We start from the raw sequence: 23,656 nt of genomic DNA on the forward strand, positions 1-23,656 counted from the left end.
ATCGGGGCCAATCCTGCCGGGGCCGAGATAACCAGCGGAGACACCGCCGTTGCGGTCGTGTAAAGCGCTACTGGCCCTTTCGGCGCACCCGCAGCAGCTCGGCCACCGACCACGCCTGGAACGGGCAGCCGGTCGCGGAGTGCGGCGCGACGCCGTCGGCCGTCTCGCTTACCGAGCCTAGCCCATATTCGGTCAGATGGGACTCAATACCGATCAATACGTCATCGACTGACATCTTGCCCCGGCGGGCGGCGTCCACGTACGGCCCGAGCAGCCACGGCCACACCGTGCCCTGGTGGTAGCCGCCGTCGCGCTCGGCCGGGCCACCCCGGTGCCGACCCACGAACTCGGGCGAGTCCGGGGCGAGGCTGCGGGGCCCGAGAGGGGTGAGCAGCCCGGCCGCGATCCGGCGCAGCGTCGGCTCGTCCGGCTCCAGCGGCGCGAACGGCAACGACCAGGCCAGCAACTGGTTGGGGCGCAGGGCGTCGTCGTCGTGCAGGGCCGCCCCACCGAGTGGGTACGCCGGCGCGGGCGCGTCCAGCACGTCGTGCAGCCAGCCGGTCGGGGACGGGAAACGGTCCCGGAACGACGCGGTCGCCTGGGCGTGCCGCCGCCACAGTTCGCCCGCGTCCTGCCCGGCCAGCTCGGTCAGCTCGGCGAGACCGGCCAGCCCGTTGATCCACAACGCGTTGACCTCGACCGGCTTGCCCGTGCGCGGGGTGACCGGCACCCCGTACACGCGGGCGTCCATCCACGTCAGGGCGGTGCCCGGGGCACCCTGGGCGAGCAGCCCGTCGGCCGGGTCGACGGCGATCCCGTAGCGGGTGCCGGCCACGTGCGCGTCGACGACCGTGCGCAGCGCCGGCAGCAGCTCGTCACCGAGATCGGTGTCGCCGGTGACCGTCACGTGCCGGCTCACCGCGTGCAGGAACCACAGCGTGCCGTCGACGGTGTTGTACTCCACCCGGCCGGTGTCGGCCGTGTTGGCGAGCATCCCCTCGGACAGCGTCGCCGCGTACGCCCGCAGCAGCTCGCGCCCCTCGGCGGCCCGGCCCGTGCAGAGGAACAATCCCTCGTACGAGATCATCGTGTCCCGCGACCAGGCGCCGAACCACGGGTAGCCGGCCACCACGTCGACCGCCGCGCCGGCGGGACGGACCACGAACGCGTCGGCGGCCAGCGCGAGCGTCGCGTCCACCTCGTCGGCCGGCTTCGCCGCGGCCACCACCTGCCGGTTGCGTCGCCGGGCCGTCGCCACGATCTCGGCGGCCGGCGGCGGTTCCTCGTCCAGCCGGCCCGCCCAGGCCCGCACCGACACCGTGTCGCCGGGGCGTTCCAGCTCGCCGGCGAAGCGTCCCGCGTACCAGAGGTCCTCGTCCGCGTTCAAACCCCGGTTGGCCTCCTCGCGGTGGTGCACGCCCAGCCACCACTGCCCCTCCGGCGTCCAGCCGGGCCCGGCGAGCCGGTACGCGCCCTCGACCACCGCGCCGTCGGCGACCGCCTCGACCTGCGGCGTCGGGCCGTCGGCCCGACGCTCGCCGTGCGCGTCGCGCCAGGTGCACGCGGCCGACAGCTCCAGCCGGACCGGACCGCCGGCGACCAGCCGGTGGACGACCGCCACGCAGGAGCGGCCGGGCAGCATGGCCAGCTCCCGCTCGATCACGACCGCGCCGATCCGCCACCGCCACCGGGGCAGCCCGTCGACCAGGTCGAAGCGTTCCAGCAGCTCGAAGCCGCGCGGGTCGACGACGCCGGAGGACCACTCGTGGGCGCCGAGCCGGACCCGGGCGCCGGACGGCAGGGTGACCGCCGGGTCGAGGCTGACGAGTCCCACCTGGCGGGACGCGGGAGTTTCGCCCGGCACCACCAGCAGACCGTGGTAGCGGCGGGTCCGCAGCCCACCGACGGTGCCCATCGCGTACCCGCCGAGGCCGTCGGGCACCAGCCACTCCCGGCTGGACGCGCTGGTCAGATCGCCGCAGACCTGCGGGCCGAAGTGAATGTCGATCAACTTTCCTCCACCGCCGCCGAGGTGTAACACGCCACGACGAGAATGGCCGCTGTGGTGAAGTACCTCGGCGGCGTCAAAGATGTGCACGTGATCACTGACCGATCGTCCTCCGACGCCTCGCCACCCGACGCTGAGCGGCTCCGGCTCGCCCAGGCCGACTCGGGGGAGCAGGACTGGCGTGCATGGGGTCCCTATCTGTCCGAACGGGCGTGGGGGACGGTACGGGAGGACTACAGCGAGCACGGTACGGCGTGGGACTACTTCCCACACGACCATGCGCGGTCCAGAGCCTACCGCTGGAATGAAGACGGGATGGCAGGCGTCTGCGACGACCGACAGACCTTCGCCTTCGCCCTGGCGCTGTGGAACGGCAAGGACCCGATCCTCAAGGAGCGGATGTTCGGCCTCGGCGGCGACGGCGGCAACCACGGGGAGGACGCCAAGGAATACTGGTGGTACGAGGACTCCACGCCCACCCACTCCTGGATGCGCTGGCGCTACCACTACCCGCAGGCCGCCTTCCCGTACGACGAGCTCGTCGCGGTGAACGCGCTGCGTGGCCGGGACGACACCGAGTACGAGCTGGTGGACACCGGGATCTTCGACGACGACAGGTACTGGGCGGTGACCGTCGACTACGCCAAGGCGTCACCGACCGACCTGTGCATGGTGGTGACCGTGGCCAACCGGGGCGATGAGGCGGCGACCCTGCACGTGCTGCCCACCCTGTGGTTCCGCAACACCTGGGCCTGGGGGCTGCCCGGCGGCGACCGGATCCCCCGGCTCACCGGGGAGGGCACCCGGCTGGTCGGTGAGCACCGGGTGCTCGGCCAACTGCTGCTGGAGGGCGACGGCGGCCCGGTGCCGCTGCTCTGCGACAACGACACCAACGCCGAGCGGCTGTGGGGGCTGCCCGGCCGCTCGCCGTACCCGAAGGACGGCATCAACGACCACGTGGTCAACGGCGCCCCCACGGTCAACCCGGCCCGCGAGGGCACCAAGGGCGCGTTGCACTACGTGCTCGACGTGCCGGCCGGCGGCCAGCGCCAGATCCGGCTGCGGCTGACCCGTACCGCGTCGCCGCCGGCCGCCGCCCCGCCACCCCCGGCCGACCTTCGGGACGGCTTCGAGGCCGTGGTGTGGGCACGGCGGGCCGAGGCGAACCGCTTCTTCGCCGGTGTGATCCCGGAGGCCGCGACCCCGGACGAGGCGCTCGTGGCGCGACAGGCCATCGCCGGGCTGATGTGGGGCAAGCAGTTCTACCACTTCGACGTCAAGCGCTGGCTGGACGGCGACCCGGGCTCGTCGCCCCCGCCGGCCGGGCGCCGGCACGGGCGCAACAGCGCCTGGTGGCACATGACCAGCTTCGACGTCATCTCGATGCCCGACCCCTGGGAGTATCCCTGGTACGCGGCGTGGGACCTGGCCTTCCACTGCGTGAGCATCGCCCGGGTCGATCCGGGCTTCGCCAAGGAGCAGATCCTGCTCCTGCTGCGCGAGTGGTACCTGCACCCCAACGGGCAGATCCCGGCGTACGAGTGGGCGTTCGGGGACGTGAACCCGCCGGTGCACGCCTGGGCGGCGCTCAAGGTGTTCGAGATCGATGGCGGCAAGGACTTCGAGTTCCTGGGCCGGGTGATGCACAAGCTGCTGCTCAACTTCACCTGGTGGGTCAACCGCAAGGACACCGGCGGCAACAACGTCTTCGAGGGCGGCTTCCTCGGGCTGGACAACGTCGGGCCGTTCGACCGCTCGGCGGCGCTGCCGGTGGCCGGTGTGCTGGAGCAGTCCGACGGCACCGGCTGGATGGCCATGTACGCCCTCAACCTGCTCGACATGGCCATCGTGCTGGCCGAGCACGACCGGACGTGGGTGGACACCGCCACGAAGTTCTTCGAGCACTTCCTCTACATCGCCGCCGCCGCGTACGAGCAGGGGCTGTGGGACGACGAGGACGCCTTCTTCTACGACGTGCTGCGCCTCGCCGACGGCACGAAGGTGCCGCTGAAGGTCCGCTCGGTGGTCGGGCTGCTGCCGCTGGCCGCCACCACCCGCCTCACCGCCAAGACCCTGCACCGGCTGCCGGAGCTGGGCGCCCGGCTGCGCTGGTTCCTCACCAACCGCCCCGAGTACGCCCAGGTGATCGGCACCCGCCGGCTCGGCCCGGACGGCCGCCAGCAGCGGCTGCTGTCCATGGTCGGCCAGGATCAGGTGGTCCGGCTGCTCGCCCGGATGCTCGACCCCGACGAGTTCCTCTCCGACTTCGGCCTGCGGACGCTGTCCCGCGCGCACCTGGACAAGCCGTTCTCCGTCACCCTCGGCGGGCAGGAGTTCTCCGTCGGCTACGAACCGGCCGAGTCGACGAGCGGCCTGTTCGGCGGCAACTCGAACTGGCGCGGGCCGATCTGGATGCCGACGAACTTCCTGTTGATCAGCGCACTACGCGACTACGCGGCGTTCTTCGGCGACGACCTCCAGGTGGAGTATCCGACCCGCTCCGGGGTGAAACGCTCGCTGGACGAGATCGCCGACGACCTGTCCGCCCGGCTGATCTCGCTCTTCACCCAGGACGACTGGGGCCGACGGCCGATCTACGGCGCCGCTCAGATGTTCCAGACCCACCCGGACTGGCGCGACCTGATCGCCTTCCCGGAGTACTTCCACGGCGACAACGGCGCCGGCCTGGGCGCCTGGCACCAGACCGGCTGGACGGCCCTGATCGCCGACCTGATCCTCACCCTGCGCCGCTGACCGGCCGCGCCCCGCCCGCGCCGCGCCGCCCCGCACCCGCAAGATCCGCGCAACTTCAGGGAAGGTGCTGCATCACGGTGGCCGGAGGCAGCAACTTCGCCGAAAGTGTGCGGATCTTGCGGGTGCGGGGCGGCGCTCACTCGTAGCCGACGTGGATGACCAACTGGTCGTTCCTCGGTTCCGCCACCACGTAGACGGACCCGGGGTCGAGCAGTCTCGGCGGCAGGTCCTGCTCCTCGGAGAGGCCCATCTGCTCGGCGAGTTCCGCCGGGGACTGTCCGGCCGGGGGTGCCACCGTGACCTGCCACGAGCACCCGCCGGAGGCACACGTCTGGCTCTGGTCGACGACTGTCGCCCCGGCGGGTACCTCCGGGATGCGCCACTTCGGCGGCAACGATCCCTCGTCGCCGAACGCCCACAGCGACAGGAACCACAGGCCCCAACCACAGGCCAGCAGGCCCACGACGCCGAACCCGGCCACGAGGAGGCGTCGCGTGCGTCGACGCAGCAGGGTCCGCGATGTCATCGCGCCAGGCTAGCGAGGCGGTGTGGAGTTCCAGTGAACGCGGATCTCAGCCGGTGAAGGGCTCGGGGCCGAGCCGGCCCCAGGCCACGAAGGCGGCCAGGGCGAGGTACACCAGGTTCACCGCGACGAACCTCGCCTCGTCGTAGCGCAGGTGGGTGATCATCGCGCCGCTGCTGACCACGCCCGACGTCGCCGAGGACGTCGAGTTGGCGGAGAACGTCTCGATGGCGATGCTGCTGGTGCGGGAGACGCTCGTCCCCATCGAGCGGGCGGTGTTCGTCCTGCGCTCCGGTCCGCAGAGCAGGCGAACAGTCACCAATCCGTCATGAGGCGGATACGAACAGTGCTGGTCGTTACGCTCGGCCCGTGTCCGTACCTGCCGAGGAGGCCACCGAAGAGGACCGGCGACATCTCATCGTCACGGTCGCCCGCGAGCTGGCCGAGGCCGAGGGTTGGACGGGGCTGAACGGCCGACGACTCGCCGAGCGGGCCAACGTGGACGTCGGCGACCTCTACCGGCATTTCGCCGACCAGGAGGCGCTGCTGGCGGCCGTCGCGGTGCACGGCTTCGCCGAGCTGGCCGCCGAGCTGACCGCCGCCCACGCCGACAACCCCTTCCCGGAGCGGGCCTGGGCGGTGATGGCGAGCGCGTACCTCGACTTCGCGTACGCCAATCCGGCTGTCTACGACGCGATGCTCGCGCTGACCCCGGACCTCGCCCTCGGCGCGGCCGGGGTGCCGGCGGCGCCGCGGGCGGTCTTCGCCGCGCTGCGGGCGGCCCTGCTCCCGCTGGCCCAGGGGCGTGATCCGGACACCCTCGCCGAGGTGGGCTGGAGCCTGCTGCACGGCGTCGTGATGCTCACCCGCGGCGGCCGGCTGCGCCCCGAGGCGCAGGAGGAGCGGGAGGCGATGATCATGGAGAGGCTGCTGTGGTGGCCCTGCCCGGCGGACGGGAACTCGCTGGGTGCCCGGGGCGCAATGCCCTAGAGTTCGCGTCCGCACGAGCATGATCGCGAGGAGGTGCCGGCATGACCGCGGACCAGGCGGCCCGTCGACGGGCACAGGTATTGATCTTCGACGCGGACGACACGTTGTGGGAGAACAACGTCGTCTTCGAGCGGGTGATCGACGACTTCCTGGCCTGGCTCGACCACCCCACCCTGGACCGGGCGGAGACTCGGGCGATCCTCGACGACATCGAGCGGGCCAACGCGGTGGCGCACGGGTACGGCAGCAAGGTCTTCCTCCGCAGCCTCGCCGAGTGCCTGGAGCGGCTGCGCGAACGGCCGGCCACCGACGCCGAGCGTCAGGAGATCGACCGGCTGGCCCTGGCGCTGGTGGAGCACCGGGTGGAGCTGATGCCCGGTGTCGCCGAGGCGCTCGACGAGTTGGCCGGCCGGCACGAACTGCTGCTGCTGACCAAGGGTGAGCAGGAGGAGCAGCAGCGCAAGCTGGATGCCTGCGGGCTGCTGCACCACTTCGGCGCGGCGCACATCGTCGCCGAGAAGAACGTCGACACCTACCGGTGGCTCATCCGCGAGCACGGGTTCGAGCCGGCCGACGCGTGGATGATCGGTAACTCCCCGAAGTCCGACATCCTCCCGGCGCGGGCGGCCGGACTGAACGCGGTGTTCATTCCTAACGAGAACACCTGGGTGTTGGAGGACGACGAGCTGGACCCGACCGACACCGGCGTGCTGCGACTGGCCGCCTTCCGGGACCTGCTCCGGCACTTCTGACCGTCGAACCCGAACAGCGTCGAAGATCATGAACGCGTTACGCGCACATGCCGCTTTTTCCCCTTGAGATCAGTCACGTGCCGGACGGTCCCGCAACGCTTGTCCGGCCCTCCGGGATCCGCCTAACCTGGGCCGGCGCTCACGGCCTTTCGGGGTGTGCCGGGGGCGCACCGGTGTCCGGCGGGTGGGCACCGTGGAGCTGAGTGCAGGGCGGCCGGACCTCCCCGCCGGGCCGCGTGGCGTCGTGCCGCGCACACGCGCGCGGTGGGTGCCGGACCTGTCCGCTCCCCGTCGGACGGCCGGACGTCAGGACCGGGTAGTTGCGGACCCGGTCCTGACCCGGCCACTGCGATCGGCGCCGGCCCGCTAGGCGCGGTGCCGGCCGTCGCCGGTGGGGCGGGCGTCCGGCTCGTCGGACCCGCCACGCACGATCGAGATCGCCACCCGGCAGAACTCGTCCATATCCGGGTTGAACCCGGCCGCGATGTCGGGATGCAACCCGGAGCGGGTCTCGTCCAACAGCCGCTGGCACACCTGCTCGACCGGCTCGCCGGCGTACCCGGCGCGAATCCGGTCGGTGGCTGCCTGGAGAGCCGAGGTCAGCTGGTCCTCCAGCGGCCCGCGCAGCTTCTGCTGCACGGGGTCGAGCCCGCGCGGGTCGAGCGTGACATGTGGCTCCGACATCGTGCTCCCTTCGTCGGCGTCCGCGATACCCCACCGCGGCCGTCGGTCAAACGCCGGAAGGTACGGCGGCTACCCGCACCTGGTACGAGAAGTCCTCCGCCGGCTCCTCGTGGTACGACAAGCGGCGGATCTGCCGGTCGTCGTAGAGGGCGACATCCACCAGGACGCCGAGGTGCGCCAGGCCGATGGTGGAGACCCGCTTCTTGTCCTGCAGCACCGCGCAGACGCCGCCGAGCAGGGTGCTGGCGTCGGATGTCCGGTGCCCGGGCGGGCAGCGCAGAACCAGGTCCACCTCGATCGGCCCGGGCAACGGCGTCCAGCCGGTGCGCTGGGCCGCGTCCAAGGCGGCCTGGAGCAGGGTGCGGACCCTCGTCGCCTGCCGGTGCCCGGCGGCGAAGATGGACAACGCTTCGGTCTTGACCGGTGGCAGGCCGCTCACCTCGAACGTCAGGGCGAGAGCGCGGGTGTCCTGCACGACGGCACCTCCCTCATTGGGACGATCCTGCCGAACCGGTGCAGCGGCGGTGGGACGTTCCCGCGATAACCAACCGATCGGGCAGGCTGGGCCGGCCGGAGGCGTGTCGACGTCGGCGGCGAACGCGCTGGCTGCGGCGCTACGGAAACGCTAGTCGACGCCGCCCGCGCTGGGTAGTCGGTCGTTCACCCGGTGGGACGTGGCGCAAAGGCGCAGAACTCGTTGCCCTCCGGGTCGGCCAGCACCCACCAGCGCGCCGTGTCGACCGGCTCGCGCAGGAGCATCGCCCCCGCGTCCAGTAGCGCGGTGGGCTCCGGGGCCGTCATCTCGACGTCCCAGTGCATCCGGTTCTTGACAGCCTTGGGTTCCGTCACCCCGTCGAACACCCAGCTCTCCCCGGGAAAGCCGGCGGCGTCGAGCAGCGATGTCGACGTCGGTCCAGGCGCGATCGTGCCGCCGAGCACGCCGGCCCACCAGGTCGCCTGCGCGGCCGGGTCGAGCGCGTCCACCACCAGCGCGACCGGGCCCGGCCGGGTCGCGTCACGAGCGGCGAGCGCGCAGAACTCGTTGCCGTCCGGGTCGGCCAGCACCCACCTGTCGCCGACGCCGTCCGGTTCCCGGACCAGTCGGGCGCCGGCCGCGAGCAGCGCCGCCGGGTCCGCGTCGGCCAGGCGCAGATCCAGGTGTACGCGTGTCCTGCCGATCCTCGGCTCGGGCACCCGGTTCACCCAGATCGACTCGGCGTCCGAGCGCGCCGAGCGGGGATCGATCCGCGTGTCGCCGTCACCGACGTCGGTCACGTCGGCGTCGAGCACCCGCGCCCAGAAGCCGCCCAGGGCGAGCGGGTCGGCGGCGTCCAGACAGAGATCCTTGAAACGTGCGATCACGGTCCCAGCATGCCTGGTGCGGATGCGCCTGTCCGCTGCGGGACCGGGAGCCGATTGCGGCAGCCATCGTCCGGAAGGCGACGCAGATCTTGGACAGTTACCGTTCTGACAGAACGGTAACTGTCCAAGATCTCCATCTGGTGGGGCCGCGCGCCCCGCCGGGGTCGGTGACAGGTTGGCGTAACCCGAACGCCTTCCAGGCCGTCGGGGTAAGGCGCGGGGCGCCGCCGTCGCGAACTGCGCGATGAGCTGGTTGTCAGCGTGCGCCACCCGCTCGCCCTCCGGCATCTTGAACTGACCGGCCAACCCTGATGAACGAGGCGACGCTCCAGCTCACCCAGCTCCACCCGGACCACCCACCCGCCCGGATGACCGAGCGCTTCCTCTCCTGCGCGCGGGCGCGGGCTGACGACGGCTGTTACGGGCAGGTTTCGCGGCGCGGTGAGTGGGGCAGTGTAGCCGCACGGAGTATCCGAGCGGGGCGTTTTCGCAGCTCCTGGGCTCGGAGAAGCTCGCCGTGCGCCGGGGCACGGATGCCCTCCCCGGTGTGTTGCGCAAGAGAGGGGGAGGGCGATGACGGACCCCGAAACGGCTCGACACCGGCGTCGGCCGGCTGCCCGGCTTGGCGCCGCGGCCGCCGCGCTGGCGCTGGCCGCGCCGCTGGCCGCGTGCGGCGCCGACGACGGTGGCGGCGGTACGCCGACGATCAACCTGTACTACCCACCGGAGCAGAACCTGCAGAAGGTGGTCGACGACTGCAACGCGCAGGCCCAGGGACGATACAAGATCGTTTACCGGGTGCTGCCCCGTCAGGCCGACGACCAACGGGTGCAGATGGTGCGCCGGCTGGCCGCCGAGGACACCGGGATGGACGTGCTCGGCCTGGACGTCACCTGGACCCAGGAGTTCGCCAGCGCCGACTGGATCCGCGAGTGGACCGGCCAGGAGAAGTCCGACGTCGAGCAGGGCACCCTCGCCGGACCGCTGGACACCGCCCGCTACGAGGACAAGCTCTACGCCGCGCCGAAGAACACCAACGTCCAACTGCTCTGGTACCGCAAGGACCTGGTGCCGCAGCCGCCGACCACCTGGGACCAGATGATCACGGCCGCCCAGCAGCTCAAGGACCAGGGCAAGCCGTACCAGGTGCTCACCATGGGCGCCCAGTACGAGGGTCTGGTCGTCCTCTACAACACCCTGGCCGAGAGCGCCGGCGGAAAGGTCCTCTCCGACGACGGCAAGAAGGCCGTGATGGACGACGGCACGGTCCGGGCGCTGGAGCAGTTGCAGCGGTTCGCCACGTCGGGCGTGACGTCGCCGTCGTTCAGCAACGCCACCGAGGACCCGGTCCGGCTGGAGTTCCAGTCCGGCTCGGGCGCGTTCCAGGTGAACTGGCCGTTCGTCTACCCGGCGTTGCAGGAGGCCAACCCGGAGCTGGCCAAGCAGGTCGGCTGGGCGCGGGTGCCCGGCATCGACGAGAACACCCCCAGCAAGGTCACCATCGGCGGCGTGAACCTGGCGGTCAGCTCCTACTCCCGGCACCCGGAGCAGTCGTTCGAGGCGGCCCGGTGTCTGCGCAGCCCCGAGCACCAGAAGTTCTCCGCCATCAACGACGGCGTGCCACCGACCATCGAGGCGGTCTTCGACGAGCCGGAGATGACCGAGGCGTACCCCATGAAGGACACCATCCTCGAAGAGCTGAAGGACCCGGCGACCCGTCCGTTGACCCCGGCCTACCAGAGCATCTCGACCGTCATGTCGGCGATCCTGTCGCCGCCGTCGGCGATCCGTCCGCAACAGACGGCCGATGAGCTGCGCGGCGCCATCGCCGACGCCCTCCAGTCCAAGGGGGTCCTGCCGTGAGTGTCAATGCCACGCCGGCCGGCGCGCAGGTGAGCGCCGAGGCCGAACGGGCCACCACCGTCCCCACCCAGCGGGGCGGTCGTCGCAAGCCGCCGCTGAGTGAGAACAAGAAGGCCGAACGGCGACTCGGTTGGCTGCTCTGCGCGCCCGCCGCGCTCGTGATGGTCGCGGTGACCGCGTACCCGATCATCTACTCGGTCTGGCTGTCGTTGCAGCGCTACGACCTGCGCTTTCCCGACCAGCGTGAGTTCATCGGGCTGGAGAACTACGTCACCGTGCTCACCAACGAGTTCTGGTGGACGGCGTTCGGGGTGACCACGCTGATCACGGTGGTCACCGTGGCCGTCGAGCTGGTGCTCGGCATGGGGCTGGCGCTGATCATGCACCGTACGCTGGTCGGGCGCGGCCTGGTGCGGACCTCGGCGCTCATCCCGTACGGGATCGTCACGGTGGTCGCCGCGTTCTCCTGGCGGTACGCCTGGACGCCCGGCACCGGCTACCTGGCCGACGTGTTCAGCGACGGCGCGCCGCTCACCGAGCGGGCCAGCTCGCTGGCGATCATCATGCTGGCGGAGATCTGGAAGACCACGCCGTTCATGGCGCTGCTGCTGATGGCGGGGTTGGCGCTGGTCCCGGAGGACCTGCTCAAGGCCGCGTCCACCGACGGGGCGACGGCCTGGCAGAAGTTCACCAAGGTGATGCTGCCGGTGATGAAGCCGGCGATCCTGGTCGCGCTGCTGTTCCGCACCCTGGACGCGTTCCGGGTCTTCGACAACATCTTCGTGTTGACGGCCGGCGGCAACGAGACCTCGTCGGTGTCGATGCTCGCCTACAACAACCTGATCCGGGGTCTCAACCTCGGCATCGGCTCGACGATGTCGGTGCTCATCTTCATCACCGTGGCGATCATCGCCTTCGTCTTCGTGAAGCTGTTCGGCACCGCTGCCCCCGGTAGCGACGACTCCGAGAGGCGCTGACATGGCTGTCGAAACCACCACCCGGGCGAAGGTGCGCTGGGGTCTGCTCGACGTCCTCGTGATCGTCTTCGCGCTGATCCCGGTGCTGTGGATCGCCTCGCTGTCGTTCAAGACGCCGGCCACCCTCACCGACGGGAACTTCATCCCCCGGGAGTGGACGCTGGACAACTACCGGACGATCTTCGACACCGACCAGTTCGTCCGCGCGCTGATCAACTCCATCGGCATCGCCCTGATCGCCACGCTCATCGCGGTGGTGCTCGGCGCGATGGCCGCGTACGCGATCAGCCGGCTGGACTTCCCCGGCAAGGGGTTGCTGGTCGGGGTGTCCCTGCTGATCGCGATGTTCCCGCAGGTGTCCCTCGTGTCACCCCTGTTCGAGATCGAGCGTCAGCTCAAGATCTTCGACACCTGGCCGGGGCTGATCCTGCCGTACATCACCTTCGCGCTGCCGCTGGCGATCTACACGCTGTCGGCGTTCTTCAAGCAGATCCCCTGGGACCTGGAGAAGGCGGCGAAGATGGACGGCGCCACCCAGGCACAGGCGTTCCGGCGGGTGATCGCGCCACTGGCCGCGCCCGGCCTGTTCACCACGGCGATCCTGGTCTTCATCTTCTGCTGGAACGACTTCCTGTTCGCCATCTCGCTGACCTCCACCGAGCGGTCCCGCACGGTGCCGGCCGCGCTGTCGTTCTTCACCGGCGCGTCGCAGTTCGAGGACCCCACCGGGGCGATCTGCGCCGCCGCCGTGGTGATCACCGTACCGATCATCCTGTTCGTTCTCTTCTTCCAGCGCCGCATCGTTTCCGGCCTGACCTCCGGCGCAGTCAAGGGATAGGTGAGTAGTCATGGCTGACATCGTGCTCGACAAGGTGAGCAAGAGTTTCCCGGACGGGACCGTCGCCGTGCAGGACGTCGACCTGGAGATCGCCGATGGCGAGTTCGTGATCCTGGTCGGACCCTCGGGCTGCGGCAAGTCCACCACCCTCAACATGATCGCCGGGCTGGAGGACATCAGCTCCGGCGAGCTGCGCATCGGCGGCCAGCGGGTCAACGACAAGGCCCCCCGGGACCGGGACATCGCCATGGTGTTCCAGTCCTACGCGCTGTATCCGAACATGACCGTGCGGGAGAACATGGCGTTCCCGCTGCGGCTGGCCAAGCTCGACAAGGAGACCATCAACGCCAAGGTCGACGAGGCGGCCAAGGTGCTGGAACTGGTGCCGCTGCTGGACCGCAAGCCGGCCAACCTCTCCGGTGGTCAGCGTCAGCGGGTGGCGATGGGCCGGGCGATCGTCCGCCAGCCCAAGGCTTTCCTCATGGACGAGCCGCTGTCCAACCTGGACGCTAAGCTGCGCGTGCAGATGCGCACGGTGGTGTCCCGGCTCCAGAAGCAGCTCGGCACCACCACCGTCTACGTCACCCACGACCAGACCGAGGCGATGACCCTCGGCGACCGGGTGGTCATCATGCGGGGTGGCGCGATCCAGCAGGTCGGGCCTCCGCAGGAGCTGTACGACCACCCCCGCAACCTCTTCGTGGCCGGCTTCATCGGCTCGCCGTCGATGAACTTCCTGCACGCCGCAGTGCAGGACGGCAGCCTGCACACCGCGCTGGGCGAGGTGCCGCTCGGCGACCGGGTCCGCCGCGAGCTGGAGGCGGCCGACGCGCCCCGCGAGCTGATCCTCGGCGTACGCCCCGAGCACTTCGAGGACGCCGAGCTGGTCGACGAGGACACCCGTCGCCGGGGCCTGGAGTTCGAGGCGCCCGTGGAGATCGTCGAGTCGATGGGCTCGGACAAGTACGTCTACTTCACGGTGGAGGGGGAGCGGGCCAGCGCCGCCGAGTTGGAGGAGCTGGCCGCCGACGCGGGCGGGGGCGACTTCGCCGGCACCGGTGGCAACCTGGTCACCCGGTTGTCGGCCGAGTCGCCGGTCGCGGAGGGACAGTCCCGCCGCGTCTGGTTCAACCTGGAGAAGATCCACCTGTTCGACCCGACCAACGGCCGCAACCTCACCCTGCACGAGGGGAGGTCGGCCGGCGCGCTCGCCGACTGACGGCCCGACCCCGCTGCCAGTCCCGCCGATCTTGCAGTTCCTGTTGTCGACCTGGGTCGAATGTCCCCTGTGTCGCGACAGGAGCTGCAAGATCGGCGGGGGCAGGGGGTCTTGCCTTGCGCTGCGGTCGGTGGGTGGGCGTGGCAAGGTGGTCGAAGGTCGCATCGTGAGGCGGGGGGCGGGATGGACCGACGACTGGCCGCGCTGGCCAAGGCGCACGGCGTGTCCAGCTGGTACGAGGACTGGCGGCACCGTCGCGTCGAGGTCGCACCGGAGACCGTCGTGGGCGTGCTCGGCCTGCTCGGCGTGGACGCCACCAGCCCGGCCGCCGTGGCCGACGCGCTCGCGGCCGCCCGCGCGGTCGATCCGACCGCGTTGCCGGCGACGGTGGTGCTGACCCAGGGCACAACCCGGGCGCTGCCCGGCCCGGGCGTGGTGACCCTGGAGGACGGCGGCCGCCGGGACGTCGACGGCGAGTTGCCGAAAGACCTGCCGCTGGGCTGGCACCGGTTGGGCTGCGCCGGCCGAGAGGCGACGCTCGTGGTGGTGCCCCGTCGGCTGCCCGTGCCGCCGCGCACCTGGGGTTGGATGCTCCAGCTCTACGCGCTCACCTCGGAACGCTCCTGGGGCATGGGCGACCTCGGCGACCTGGCCGAGTTCACCGGCTGGGCCGGTGCCACGGGTGCGGGGCTGGTGCTGCTCAATCCGCTGCACGCGGTGGGGCCCGCGCATCCGGTGGCCGGCTCACCGTACTCTCCGGCCAGTCGGCGCTTCGTCAACCCGCTCTACCTGCGCGTCAGTGACACCGCCGCGTACGCCGCGGCGGACCCGGCGACCCTGGCGGTGGTGGACGCGCTGCGCCCCGACCGCGGCGACCTGATCGACTACGACGAGGTGTGGAGCGCCAAGCGGCACGCCCTGGAGCTGCTGCACCCGTACGCCCAGCCGGTCGACCTGGCCGCGGACCCGGCGCTGGCCAGCTTCGCCACCTGGTGCGCGCTGGCGGAGCGGCACGGCAACGACTGGCGTGCCTGGCCGGCGGAGCTGCACCACCCGGACGCCCCGGCGGTCGCCGAGCAGCGTCGGCGGCTCGCCGACCGGGTGGCCTTCCACGCCTGGCTGCAACACCTGTGTGACGAGCAGCTCGACGCCGTCACCGCGGCGGCCCGGGCGGCCGGGATGCCGGTCGGCGTGGTGCACGACCTGGCCGTCGGCATCGACCCGGGCGGCGCGGACGGCTGGCAGCTCGCCGACGTCCTGGCCCAGGGGGTGCGGGTCGGCGCCCCACCGGACGACTTCAACCAGCTCGGCCAGGACTGGGGCCTCGCCGCGTGGCGGCCGGACCGGCTCGCCGAGACCGGGTACGCGGCGTACCGGGACATGCTGCGGCGGACCCTGCGGCACGCGGGCGGCCTACGGGTGGACCACGTCGCAGGGCTGTGGCGGCTGTGGTGGGTGCCGCCGGGCGCCAGCGCCGCCGAGGGCACCTACGTCCGATACGACGCCGAGGCGATGCTCGGCATCCTCGCGCTGGAGGCCCACCGGGCCGGCGCGGTGGTGGTCGGCGAGGATCTCGGCACGGTCCAACCCGCCGTGACCCGGGGCCTGCGGGGGCGCAACATGCTCGGCTCGACCGTGCTGTGGTTCGCCCGGGAGGACGACGGCACCTTCACCCCGCCGGCCCGCTGGCCGCGTAACGCGCTGGCCAGCATCTCCACCCACGACCTGCCCACCGCGCCGGGGTTCCTGACCGGCGAGCACGTCCGGGTACGCGACGAGTTGAAGTTGCTCGGCACCGACGTGGCGGTGGAGCGAGCCCGGGCCGCCGCCGACCGCGAGCGGCTGCTGGCGATGCTGCGCGACGAGGCGCTGCTGCCCGAGCCGGCCGACCCGGGGTCGACGCTCGGCGGCGAGCCGGGCCCACCCGACGACGACGTGGTGGTGGCGATGCACGCGGCGCTCGCGGCCAGCCCCACCCGGCTGCTCGGCGTCTCTCTCTACGACGTGCTGGGTGAGGTGCGCCAGCCCAACATGCCGGGCACGGTCGACGAGTATCCGAACTGGCGGCTGCCACTGCCGGCGACCGTGGCGCAGCTCCGGGCCGACCCGCGGGTGACGCGGATCGTCGACCTGCTCACCGCCGCGCGTCCCCGATCGGCCGCCCCGCGCCGGTCCGAGGCGAGCAGCCCTCAGGCCGACCAGTCGTAGCGGGCGGGCAGCCCGAGGAAGTCGGCGTACCGTCCGAGGGCCTGCTCCACCCGGGCTCGCTCGCCGACGTCCAGGGTCGTCAGCGGCCGGATCGCCACGGTGACGGCGGCCCGGCCGAGCGTGCGCTTCCAGACGCCCACCACTCGGCCGGCGCGGACCACGGTCGCCTGGAAGATGCCGTTGTTGCCGGGCACCACGGCCGCCTGGTGCGCGGGGTCGAGCATCAGCGTGCGGTCCCGGTAGCCGAGCAGGTACTCGTCGAAGCCGGGCAGCGCCAGCACGTCGTCCTGCGGCGCGCGCGCACCGGCCAACGCCGTGTCGCCCAGCGCCGCGTCCACGTGCATCGGCTCGCCGTCGACGAGCACCGTGCTCAGCAGTTCGCCGGCGGCTGCCAGGCCGCGCCGGGCGTCGGTCAGGGTGAGGCCGCTCCAACCGGCGAACTCGCGGGCGGTGACCGGCCCGTGCCCGCGGACGTAGCGGTGGGCGAGCAGGGCCAACGCCTCGTCCCGATCCAGGTGGCGTTGCTCCGGCGCCCACTCGTCGAGCAGGGCGAAGGTCTGGTCGGTGCCGACGTTCGGCGCCACGCAGGTCACCCCGCGCACACTCGCGTACCAGAGCAGGTGGTAGCCACGCTGGCCGTCCGTCGACAGGCCCGCCGAGCGAAGGGCGGCCAGGCACTCCGCCCGCGTGAGCCGGCGCCCGCCGACCAGCGCGGCGCCGAGCACGTCCAGCGCCCGGTCCGCGTCGGCCTCGGTGAGCCCGAGTTGCGTTCGACGGGTCGCCGCGCCGGCCAGCGAACGGACGCCGGTCAGCTCCAGCATCCAGCGGGTGTCGGCGGGAGGTACGAGGTGCACGGTGCCCCGCATCGGCCAGCTGCGCAGCGCTTCGCGGCGCTCCAGCGCCGCCTGCACGTCGGACCTGGTGCACCCCGGCAACCGGGCGCCCAGCGACCACAGCCCGCTCGCCAGATCCTGCGCCTGCATCGCGCCGAACCACTCGACCACCTCGGCCACCGCGCCGGGCCGGATGCTCGGGTGCGGTCGCAGCAGCAGGCTCGTCATCCGCAGACCGAGCGCCTCGGACGCGGTGAGTTCCGTGGTCATCGGACTCCCTTCCCCGGAGGTGGCTGCGTCAGGGTAGGGCACCCGGCCGACAGTGGCTCGTGTGCATAACCACCTGAGCAGCGGGAAGGCGGCCCCCGGAAGTACGCGAGCCGCGCGTACGGAGGGGGAGTCTCATGACTGCCGCAAGCGAGCCGGCCCGGGGTGCCGGCGTACCGGCCGGGTCCCGGAGCCACCGGGGGGAAACCAACGCGAAGACCAGTGCGGCCGCCACCTTCGCTCTGGTGTTCGGCGTCGCCGGCCTGTTCAGCGTGTTGACCGCCATCCTCGCGTGGCTGGGGCTGGTGCTCGGCATCATCGGAATCATCCTCGGCATCGTCGGGCTCAAGATGGCGCAACGACCCGGGGTGACCGGCCGCGGGGTGTCGATCGGCGGTCTGGTGCTGAGCATCCTGGCGGTGCTGATCGGCCTCGGCCTCGCTGCGGGCATCACCACCTTCGTCAACAACGAGAGCGCGGTGGACCGCCTCCAGACGCAGGTCGACAAGTTGCGCGACAAGCTCTGACGCGGGCCGCCAGGACGGCGGAGCACGTTCGATGACACACGGCGCGGGTCGCGACCCGGGCCCCAGTAGGGTGGGCGACGTGCTTCGGCAGGTCAACGCCATCCGTTACGTCACGCCGCTGCGTGAGGGTGGCTCGCTGCCGGGCGTCGTGGAGGCCGACGACCTCGGCACGTACGTGGCGAAGTTCTCCGGTGCCGGGCAGGGGCCCAAGGCGCTCATCGCCGAGGTGATCTGCGGTGAGCTGGCCCGCCGGCTGGAGTTGCGGGTGCCGCCGCTGGTGGTCCTCGACATCGACCCGGTGATCGGGCGGGCGGAGCCCGACCAGGAGGTGCAGGAGCTGCTGCGCAACAGCGGCGGCGCCAACCTGGGGATGGACTTCCTCCCGGGCGCGCTCGGCTTCGACCCGGTCGCACACCCGGTCGACGCGGTGCTGGCGTCCCGGGTGCTCTGGTTCGACGCGTACGTGGAGAACGTCGACCGGAGCTGGCGCAACCCGAACCTGCTGGTCTGGCACCGGGAGCTGTGGCTCATCGACCACGGCGCCGCGCTGTACTTCCACCACAACTGGCCGCGCGCCGACGCCGCCGTGCACCGGGCCTACCGCGCGGACGATCACGTGCTGGAGCCGTACGCGTCGCGGCTGGCCGAGGCCGACGCCGAGCTGGCGCCCCAGGTCACCCCGGAGCTGCTGCGGGAGGTGCTGGCGCTGGTGCCGGCCCAGTGGCTGACCGCCGCCGACTTCGACTCGGCCGACGCGGCGCGGGAGGCGTACGTGGCGCACCTGTCGCGGCGGGTCGCCCGCCCGGCGGACTGGCTACCGGCGGGAAGCGTGGCATGAGGCATCCCTTCGAGTACGCCCTCATCCGGCTGGTGCCCCGCATCGAGCGCGGCGAGCAGATCAACGTCGGGGTGCTGCTCTACTGCCAGCAGCGCGACTTCCTGGCCGCGCGGACGCACCTGGACGCCGATCGGGTCCGCGCGCTGGCATCCGATGTCGATCTACCGGCCGTGGCCGCGGTGCTCGACTCCCTGGACCGGACCTGCTCCGGTGACGGGCCGGCGACCCGGATGCGGCTCGGTGAGCGGTTCCACTGGCTGGCCGCGCCCCGCAGCACGATGATCCAGGCGGGCCCGGTGCACACCGGCCTGACCGCTGACCCGGCCGGCGAGTTGGATCGGCTGATGGCGGCGCTGGTCCACTGAGCGGACCGGCCGGGAGGCTCGGGAAGTACCCCTGATCGCGCTGCGCCAGCGTCGTTGCCAGCGGAGCGCGATCCCCCGTTCAGGCGCCCGGTGCCATCCGGCGGCAGGATCCCGCCGGCACCGATGGCATCAGGATGGCCGCCCGCGCGGGCGGCCGGGCCGCAACGACCGGGAACTTGCGGAAAACTTGAGCCCGGACGACCGGAAGGCCGCTGTCGGCGTCGTTTGTCACCGCACCTGAGGGGTAGTCGCGGGAGCTGACCCGAGACGAGAAGGGGACAATCTGATGGCTGCCCAGACCAAGGTAGCGGTGATCTATTACAGCGCCACCGGCATCACCTACCAGATGGCGCAGGCCGTGTGCGAGGCCGCCGGGGAGGCCGGCGCCGACGTGCGTATGCGCAAGGTGCGGGAGCTGGCGCCGGACGAGGCGATCCGCTCCAACTCCGGCTGGCAGGCGCACCACCTGGAGACCCAGGACGTGCCCGAGGCGATGATCGACGACCTGGCCTGGGCCGACGTGGCGGTCTTCGGATCGCCCACCCGGTACGGCATGATCGCCGCCCAGCTGAAGCAGTTCATCGACACCACCGGTCCGCTGTGGGCGCAGGGCGCGTTGGCCAACAAGGTCTACGCGGGCTTCACCTCGACGGCGACCTCGCACGGCGGGCAGGAGACGACCCTGACCTCGCTCTTCAACGTCTTCTACCACTGGGGTGGTGTCGTGGTGCCCCCCGGCTACACCGACTCCAGCCAGTTCATCGCCGGCAACCCGTACGGCGCCTCGCACACCAGCAACAACGGGGAGATCGCCCCGGACGCGGTGGCGCTGGGCGCCTGCGCCCTCACCGCCCGCCGGGCGGTGCTGATCGGCGCTGCGCTCAAGCAGGGCATGGGCGGCTGACAGATGGTGCGACCGGTGGCGCGGGCGGGGGCTCTCGGCCCGCTCGCACCACCGGTCGCACCAGCCCTACCCCACGACGGCGGTGGCTATGCCGAGTGGGCGCGGCCGGTCGGCTACGCCTGGTGGGCCGGGCCGGTCGGCGATGCCTGCCGGGCCGGGCGTGGCGCCGGCAGCAGATCGGCCAGCAACTCGGTCAGCACGGTCAGCCCGTCCGGGCTGAGCACCGACTCCGGGTGGAACTGCACCCCGGCGAAACCCTGCCCGCGCAGGGCGTGCACGGACCCGTCGCGCGCGTCCCGGGCCAGCTCCACCGTGCCGTACGCGGTGTGCAGCCGGTCCACCTCGGCCCGCGCGGTGAACGAGGAGTAGAAGCCGACCCGGCGGGCCCGGCCGAACAGGGCGACCTCCCGTTGCAACCCCTGATAGGGCGCGTCGCGGCGGTGCAGGGGCAGCCCCAGCAACCCGGCCAGCACCTGGTGCCCCAGGCAGACCGCGAGGGTGGGCCGGCCGGTCGCCAGCAGCCCGTCCAGCAGCTTGCGCAACGCGGCCATCTTCGGGTCGTCCGAGCTGCCCGGGTCGCCCGGCCCGGGCCCGGCCACCACCAGGTCGTACTCGTCGACCGGGCCACCTGCGTGCCACGGCCGCAGGGTGACCGCGAGACCCAACGCGCCCAGTTGGTGCGCCAACATGCCGGTGAAGGTGTCCTCGGCGTCCACGATCAGTGCCCGCAGACCGACCAATCCGGGCAGCCCTGGCGCGTCCGGCGCCCGCTGGTCCAGCCAGAACCGGGCCAGCGGCGTGTTCCGCGCGGCGAGCGCGTCGCGTACCGCCGGGTCGTCGGCCAGCCGCACGACCGGCCCGCGGTCGCCGGCGGGCGCCGCCGGGCCGAGACCGAGCGCGGCCAGCACTCCGGCGGCCTTGGCGTGCGTCTCGGCCACCTCGCCGGCCGCCGTGGAATGCCGGACCAGGGTCGCGCCGACCGGCACCCGCAGCCGGCCGGTGGGGGAGATCTCGGCGGTACGGATCAGGATCGGCGCGTCCAGCGTCTGGCGACCGGCGTCGTCGTGACCGAGCAGGGCCAGCACGCCCGCGTAGTAGCCGCGGCCCCGGCGCTCGTGCCGGGCGATCACCCGGCAGGCGTTCTCCATCGGGCTGCCCGTCACGGTGGGCGCGAACATCGTCTCCCGCAGCACCTCCCGCACGTCGCGGGTGCCCCGCCCGGCCAGCAGGTACTCGGTGTGCGCCAGGTGGGACATCTCCTTGAGGTACGGGCCGATGACCTGGCCGCCGTGCTCGGCGACGGTCGCCATCATCTTCAGCTCCTCGTCGAGCACCATGTAGAGCTCCTCGACCTCCTTCGGGTCGGCGAGGAACCGCAGCAGCGCCTCCCGGTCCGGGGTGTCGCCGCTGGGCCGGAAGGTGCCGCTGATCGGGTTCATCATCACGAGCCCGTCGTCGACGCTGACGTGTCGTTCCGGGCTGGCGCCGACCAGGGTCCGGGTGTCGGTGTGCACCACGAACGTCCAGTAGGCGCCGCGCTCGGCGACCAGCAGCCGGCGCAGCGCGGCCAGCGCCGCCACCAGCGGGGCGCCCTGCACGCTGGCGTGCAGGGTGCGGTGGATGACGAAGTTCGCGCCCTCGCCGCGGCCGATCTCCTCGGTGAGCACCCGCTGCACGATCCGCGCGTACTCCTCGTCGTTGACGTCGAACGCGGCGTCGCGGGTGCGGACCGGCTGGTCGGGCAGCGCGGCCAGGGCCTCGGCCAGGGGGATCCGCCGGTGCTCGCGGACCTGGAGGCACTCCAGCGGGGCGTCGTCGTCGACGCAGGCGAAGCCACGCTCGGCGATCTGCCGGAACGGCACCAGGGCCAGCGTCCGCGCTCCGGGCGCACCCGGCGACAGCGGGATGTCCGCCAGGCGGTCGACGGTGGCGACGACGCCGGTGAACAGTTCCAGCTCGTCGGCGCCCTCGCGGCGCAACAGAGCGAACGGGCCGGGGTCGTCGCCACGGGAGATGGCGGCGAGCAGGTCGGTCAGGTGGGTCAGGCTGGTCATCGTGGTCTCCGTGGGCCGGGCGCCGCCAGCGGTGGCGGCCATCCGGGCCGGGAGATCCGGCGGCCGCCTCGTGGCGGCCGCGTGGATGGAGCTACGCGCGGGGGGTGGCCGCCGGGTCGGCGGGCCACCAGGAGGTTGGGTGCGCGAGCATGCGGTCCACCTTACGCGGCTGCGGGCCGGCTCGGGACCCCTTCGGGCCTACCGGTGTGCCCGGCCGGACCTCCGTTCCCGCGCGGCCGGCACCGGGTAACTTGACCGGCGATGAACATTCTCGCTCTCGACCTGGGCACCTCCTCCGTACGGGGGCTGGTGCTGGACGGGGAGACCCAGCCGCTGCCCGGCGCCCTGGCCCGGCGCAAGGTCAACCTCGCCATCGGTGACGACGGCACCGGCACGCTCTCCGGCCCCGACTACCTCGCCTGTCTCATCGAGTGTCTGGACGAGTTGGCCGAGGCGGGGCACCTGCACGACGTCGACCTGGTGGCGACCTCCGCGCAGTGGCACTCGGTGCTTCCGCTGGACCGCGACGGCACTCCGCTGGGCCCGGTCGTCACGTGGTTGGACACCCGGCCCGCGCCGGTCGGCGACACGTCCGGCCCGGCCGATCCGGACGCCTTCCACCAGCGCACCGGCTGCTGGTGGCACCGCTCCTACTGGTCGGTGCGCCTGCCCTGGCTGCGGGAACAGTCCGGCACGCCGATCGCCCGGTTCGTCGGCCTGCCGGAATACGTGCTGGGTGAGCTGCTGCAGGGGGCGCCCATGTCGGTCTCCCAGGCCTCCGGCACCGGCCTGCTGGATTTGAGCAGCCTGCGCTGGGACGAGGAAGCGTTGACGCTGGCCGGTGCGCGACCGCGCGACCTGCCGACCCTGGGTGAGCTGGACTGGCACGGCCGGCTCCGGCCCGACCGCGCCCGCCGCTGGCCGCAGCTGGCCGAGGCCCGGTGGGCGCCGCCGGTGGGTGACGGCGGGGCGTCGAACGTCGGCTCGGGCTGCGCCGACCCGAGCCGGGCCGCCGTCACGGTGGGCACCTCCGCGGCCGTACGCCTGATGCAGCGGATCCCGGCCGGAGAGCCGCTGCCACGACTGCCCGAACGACTCTGGCGCTACCGGGTCGACCACGACCACGTGGTGACCGGGGCGGCGTACTCCAGCGGTGGCAACCTGTTCGCCTGGGCGAACAGGGAGCTGCGACTGCCCCGGGGGGATGAGCTGGACGCGGCGCTGGCGTTGGTGCCGGCCGGCGGCGGCCGGCCGGCCGACCCTCGTTTCGGGGGCGACCGGCCGCCCGGGTTGGCGCCGGCGGGCTCGGGCGAGCTGCGCGGCCTGAGCTTCAGCACCACGGCGGTGGACATCCTGGCCGGGTTGATGCAGGGGCTGTGCGAGCTGGTCGCCGACGACCTCGCGGTGCTGGAGTCCACGGTCGACAAACCGGTCGGGGTGGTGCTGGGTGGCGGCGCGGTGGCCGCCTCGGTGTGGTGGCGTCAGGCGTTCGCCGCCGCGCTCGCGCCGCGACCGGTGTCGCACCAACGCAACCCGGAGATCGGTGCCACCGGCGCCGCGTTGGTCGCGCTGGGCCGCTTTGGTGCGGCGGCCGAGCTCGCCGACATCGGCCAGACGGATGAGCTGGTCTTACCGACCACGACAGGACGATCCCACCCGCAGTATCCTTCCTGAACTTTCGCCCTGCCCG

General features: G+C 72.1%; 21 protein-coding genes. 14 read left to right on the forward strand and 7 right to left on the reverse strand.

What is annotated here, in order from left to right; translation table 11 throughout:
• Window positions 1–67 precede the first annotated feature (67 nt).
• Window positions 68–2,011 carry an amylo-alpha-1,6-glucosidase gene (locus tag ACGGAQ_RS28235; RefSeq protein ID WP_393054357.1) on the reverse strand — a complete coding sequence of 648 codons (1,944 nt, stop codon included), beginning with the start codon at window positions 2,009–2,011 and terminating at the stop codon, window positions 68–70.
• A gap of 42 nt (window positions 2,012–2,053) precedes the next feature.
• On the opposite strand from ACGGAQ_RS28235, the gene ACGGAQ_RS28240 reads away from it, so the two are divergent.
• Window positions 2,054–4,762 (forward strand): glucosidase, encoded by a 2,709-nt coding sequence (locus tag ACGGAQ_RS28240; RefSeq protein WP_393054359.1) that lies wholly within the window; start codon window positions 2,054–2,056, stop codon window positions 4,760–4,762.
• Between the two features lie 136 nt (window positions 4,763–4,898).
• Here the strand turns inward: ACGGAQ_RS28240 and ACGGAQ_RS28245 are convergent, their stop codons facing one another.
• The gene (locus ACGGAQ_RS28245) at window positions 4,899–5,288 is read right to left on the reverse strand and encodes a hypothetical protein (protein WP_393054361.1); all 390 of its coding nucleotides are present in this window, start codon (window positions 5,286–5,288) and stop codon (window positions 4,899–4,901) included.
• 155 nt (window positions 5,289–5,443) lie between these two features.
• Here ACGGAQ_RS28245 and ACGGAQ_RS28250 point away from each other — a divergent pair, with 155 nt between their 5' ends.
• The 3 genes from ACGGAQ_RS28250 to ACGGAQ_RS28260 are packed head-to-tail and all read left to right on the forward strand — an operon-like array spanning window position 5,444 to window position 7,027.
• Window positions 5,444–5,617 carry a hypothetical protein gene (locus tag ACGGAQ_RS28250; protein WP_393054363.1) on the forward strand — a complete coding sequence of 58 codons (174 nt, stop codon included), beginning with the start codon at window positions 5,444–5,446 and terminating at the stop codon, window positions 5,615–5,617.
• A gap of 37 nt (window positions 5,618–5,654) precedes the next feature.
• On the forward strand, window positions 5,655–6,275 hold the full coding sequence (locus ACGGAQ_RS28255) for a TetR/AcrR family transcriptional regulator (RefSeq protein ID WP_393054365.1): 621 nt from the start codon (window positions 5,655–5,657) through the stop codon (window positions 6,273–6,275).
• A 41-nt stretch (window positions 6,276–6,316) separates the two neighbouring features.
• The gene (locus ACGGAQ_RS28260; protein WP_393054367.1) at window positions 6,317–7,027 is read left to right on the forward strand and encodes an HAD family hydrolase; all 711 of its coding nucleotides are present in this window, start codon (window positions 6,317–6,319) and stop codon (window positions 7,025–7,027) included.
• A 366-nt stretch (window positions 7,028–7,393) separates the two neighbouring features.
• Here ACGGAQ_RS28260 and ACGGAQ_RS28265 read toward each other — a convergent pair whose 3' ends face one another.
• From ACGGAQ_RS28265 to ACGGAQ_RS28275, 3 genes are all read right to left on the reverse strand, one after another.
• Window positions 7,394–7,711: a hypothetical protein gene (locus ACGGAQ_RS28265; protein WP_354860947.1), complete on the reverse strand. Its 318-nt coding sequence runs from the start codon at window positions 7,709–7,711 to the stop codon at window positions 7,394–7,396.
• A 46-nt stretch (window positions 7,712–7,757) separates the two neighbouring features.
• A complete protein-coding gene (locus tag ACGGAQ_RS28270; RefSeq protein WP_393054369.1) occupies window positions 7,758–8,186 on the reverse strand; it encodes a hypothetical protein in 429 nt (142 codons plus the stop codon).
• Window positions 8,187–8,371: 185 nt separating this feature from the next.
• A complete protein-coding gene (locus ACGGAQ_RS28275; protein ID WP_393054371.1) occupies window positions 8,372–9,073 on the reverse strand; it encodes a VOC family protein in 702 nt (233 codons plus the stop codon).
• Window positions 9,074–9,646: 573 nt separating this feature from the next.
• Between ACGGAQ_RS28275 and ACGGAQ_RS28280 the strand changes: the two genes are divergently transcribed.
• The 5 genes from ACGGAQ_RS28280 (at window position 9,647) to malQ (ending at window position 16,178) form a co-directional block, all read left to right on the forward strand.
• Window positions 9,647–10,936 (forward strand): ABC transporter substrate-binding protein, encoded by a 1,290-nt coding sequence (locus ACGGAQ_RS28280; protein WP_393054373.1) that lies wholly within the window; start codon window positions 9,647–9,649, stop codon window positions 10,934–10,936.
• Entirely contained in the window at window positions 10,933–11,913 is a 981-nt protein-coding gene (locus tag ACGGAQ_RS28285) for a carbohydrate ABC transporter permease (protein ID WP_393054375.1), read from the forward strand. The genes ACGGAQ_RS28280 and ACGGAQ_RS28285 overlap by 4 nt, the downstream gene beginning before the upstream one ends.
• Window position 11,914: 1 nt before the next feature.
• Window positions 11,915–12,751, forward strand: a complete 837-nt coding sequence (locus ACGGAQ_RS28290) for a carbohydrate ABC transporter permease (protein WP_393054377.1) — start codon at window positions 11,915–11,917, stop codon at window positions 12,749–12,751.
• A 10-nt stretch (window positions 12,752–12,761) separates the two neighbouring features.
• Window positions 12,762–13,970, forward strand: a complete 1,209-nt coding sequence (locus ACGGAQ_RS28295; RefSeq protein ID WP_393054379.1) for an ABC transporter ATP-binding protein — start codon at window positions 12,762–12,764, stop codon at window positions 13,968–13,970.
• A 183-nt stretch (window positions 13,971–14,153) separates the two neighbouring features.
• Entirely contained in the window at window positions 14,154–16,178 is a 2,025-nt protein-coding gene (malQ, locus tag ACGGAQ_RS28300) for a 4-alpha-glucanotransferase (RefSeq protein ID WP_393054381.1), read from the forward strand.
• Here malQ and ACGGAQ_RS28305 read toward each other — a convergent pair.
• A complete protein-coding gene (locus ACGGAQ_RS28305) occupies window positions 16,160–17,281 on the reverse strand; it encodes a winged helix DNA-binding domain-containing protein (RefSeq protein WP_393054383.1) in 1,122 nt (373 codons plus the stop codon). The two genes, malQ and ACGGAQ_RS28305, sit on opposite strands and share 19 nt — an antisense overlap.
• A gap of 134 nt (window positions 17,282–17,415) precedes the next feature.
• Here ACGGAQ_RS28305 and ACGGAQ_RS28310 point away from each other — a divergent pair, with 134 nt between their 5' ends.
• The 4 genes from ACGGAQ_RS28310 (at window position 17,416) to wrbA (ending at window position 19,912) form a co-directional block, all read left to right on the forward strand.
• Complete coding sequence (locus tag ACGGAQ_RS28310) at window positions 17,416–17,805, forward strand: hypothetical protein (RefSeq protein ID WP_393054385.1); 390 nt, start codon at window positions 17,416–17,418, stop codon at window positions 17,803–17,805.
• A 79-nt stretch (window positions 17,806–17,884) separates the two neighbouring features.
• Window positions 17,885–18,643, forward strand: a complete 759-nt coding sequence (locus tag ACGGAQ_RS28315) for a HipA family kinase (RefSeq protein WP_393054387.1) — start codon at window positions 17,885–17,887, stop codon at window positions 18,641–18,643.
• Window positions 18,640–19,008, forward strand: a complete 369-nt coding sequence (locus ACGGAQ_RS28320) for a DUF3037 domain-containing protein (RefSeq protein WP_354860965.1) — start codon at window positions 18,640–18,642, stop codon at window positions 19,006–19,008. Before ACGGAQ_RS28315 ends, ACGGAQ_RS28320 begins: the two co-directional genes overlap by 4 nt.
• A gap of 286 nt (window positions 19,009–19,294) precedes the next feature.
• Complete coding sequence (gene wrbA / locus ACGGAQ_RS28325; RefSeq protein ID WP_393054389.1) at window positions 19,295–19,912, forward strand: NAD(P)H:quinone oxidoreductase; 618 nt, start codon at window positions 19,295–19,297, stop codon at window positions 19,910–19,912.
• Between the two features lie 113 nt (window positions 19,913–20,025).
• Here the strand turns inward: wrbA and ACGGAQ_RS28330 are convergent, their stop codons facing one another.
• Complete coding sequence (locus tag ACGGAQ_RS28330) at window positions 20,026–21,957, reverse strand: anthranilate synthase family protein (RefSeq protein WP_393054452.1); 1,932 nt, start codon at window positions 21,955–21,957, stop codon at window positions 20,026–20,028.
• A 270-nt stretch (window positions 21,958–22,227) separates the two neighbouring features.
• Here ACGGAQ_RS28330 and ACGGAQ_RS28335 point away from each other — a divergent pair, with 270 nt between their 5' ends.
• Window positions 22,228–23,640 carry an FGGY family carbohydrate kinase gene (locus ACGGAQ_RS28335; protein ID WP_393054391.1) on the forward strand — a complete coding sequence of 471 codons (1,413 nt, stop codon included), beginning with the start codon at window positions 22,228–22,230 and terminating at the stop codon, window positions 23,638–23,640.
• Window positions 23,641–23,656 lie beyond the last annotated feature (16 nt).

The organism is Micromonospora sp. NPDC047557, assembly GCF_043205095.1.
Classification (GTDB): domain Bacteria; phylum Actinomycetota; class Actinomycetes; order Mycobacteriales; family Micromonosporaceae; genus Micromonospora.

Bases quoted from the DNA above. Each gene is read 5' to 3' on its own strand.
- ACGGAQ_RS28335 (WP_393054391.1), top strand. From the start codon at position 22,228: ATGAACATTCTCGCTCTCGACCTGGGCACCTCCTCCGTACGGGGGCTG.
- ACGGAQ_RS28305 (WP_393054383.1), bottom strand. From the start codon at position 17,281: ATGACCACGGAACTCACCGCGTCCGAGGCGCTCGGTCTGCGGATGACG.
- ACGGAQ_RS28295 (WP_393054379.1), top strand. From the start codon at position 12,762: ATGGCTGACATCGTGCTCGACAAGGTGAGCAAGAGTTTCCCGGACGGG.
- wrbA (WP_393054389.1), top strand. From the start codon at position 19,295: ATGGCTGCCCAGACCAAGGTAGCGGTGATCTATTACAGCGCCACCGGC.
- ACGGAQ_RS28290 (WP_393054377.1), top strand. From the start codon at position 11,915: ATGGCTGTCGAAACCACCACCCGGGCGAAGGTGCGCTGGGGTCTGCTC.
- ACGGAQ_RS28245 (WP_393054361.1), bottom strand. From the start codon at position 5,288: ATGACATCGCGGACCCTGCTGCGTCGACGCACGCGACGCCTCCTCGTG.
- ACGGAQ_RS28320 (WP_354860965.1), top strand. From the start codon at position 18,640: ATGAGGCATCCCTTCGAGTACGCCCTCATCCGGCTGGTGCCCCGCATC.
- ACGGAQ_RS28240 (WP_393054359.1), top strand. From the start codon at position 2,054: ATGGCCGCTGTGGTGAAGTACCTCGGCGGCGTCAAAGATGTGCACGTG.
- ACGGAQ_RS28310 (WP_393054385.1), top strand. From the start codon at position 17,416: ATGACTGCCGCAAGCGAGCCGGCCCGGGGTGCCGGCGTACCGGCCGGG.
- malQ (WP_393054381.1), top strand. From the start codon at position 14,154: ATGGACCGACGACTGGCCGCGCTGGCCAAGGCGCACGGCGTGTCCAGC.
- ACGGAQ_RS28280 (WP_393054373.1), top strand. From the start codon at position 9,647: ATGACGGACCCCGAAACGGCTCGACACCGGCGTCGGCCGGCTGCCCGG.
- ACGGAQ_RS28265 (WP_354860947.1), bottom strand. From the start codon at position 7,711: ATGTCGGAGCCACATGTCACGCTCGACCCGCGCGGGCTCGACCCCGTG.
- ACGGAQ_RS28260 (WP_393054367.1), top strand. From the start codon at position 6,317: ATGACCGCGGACCAGGCGGCCCGTCGACGGGCACAGGTATTGATCTTC.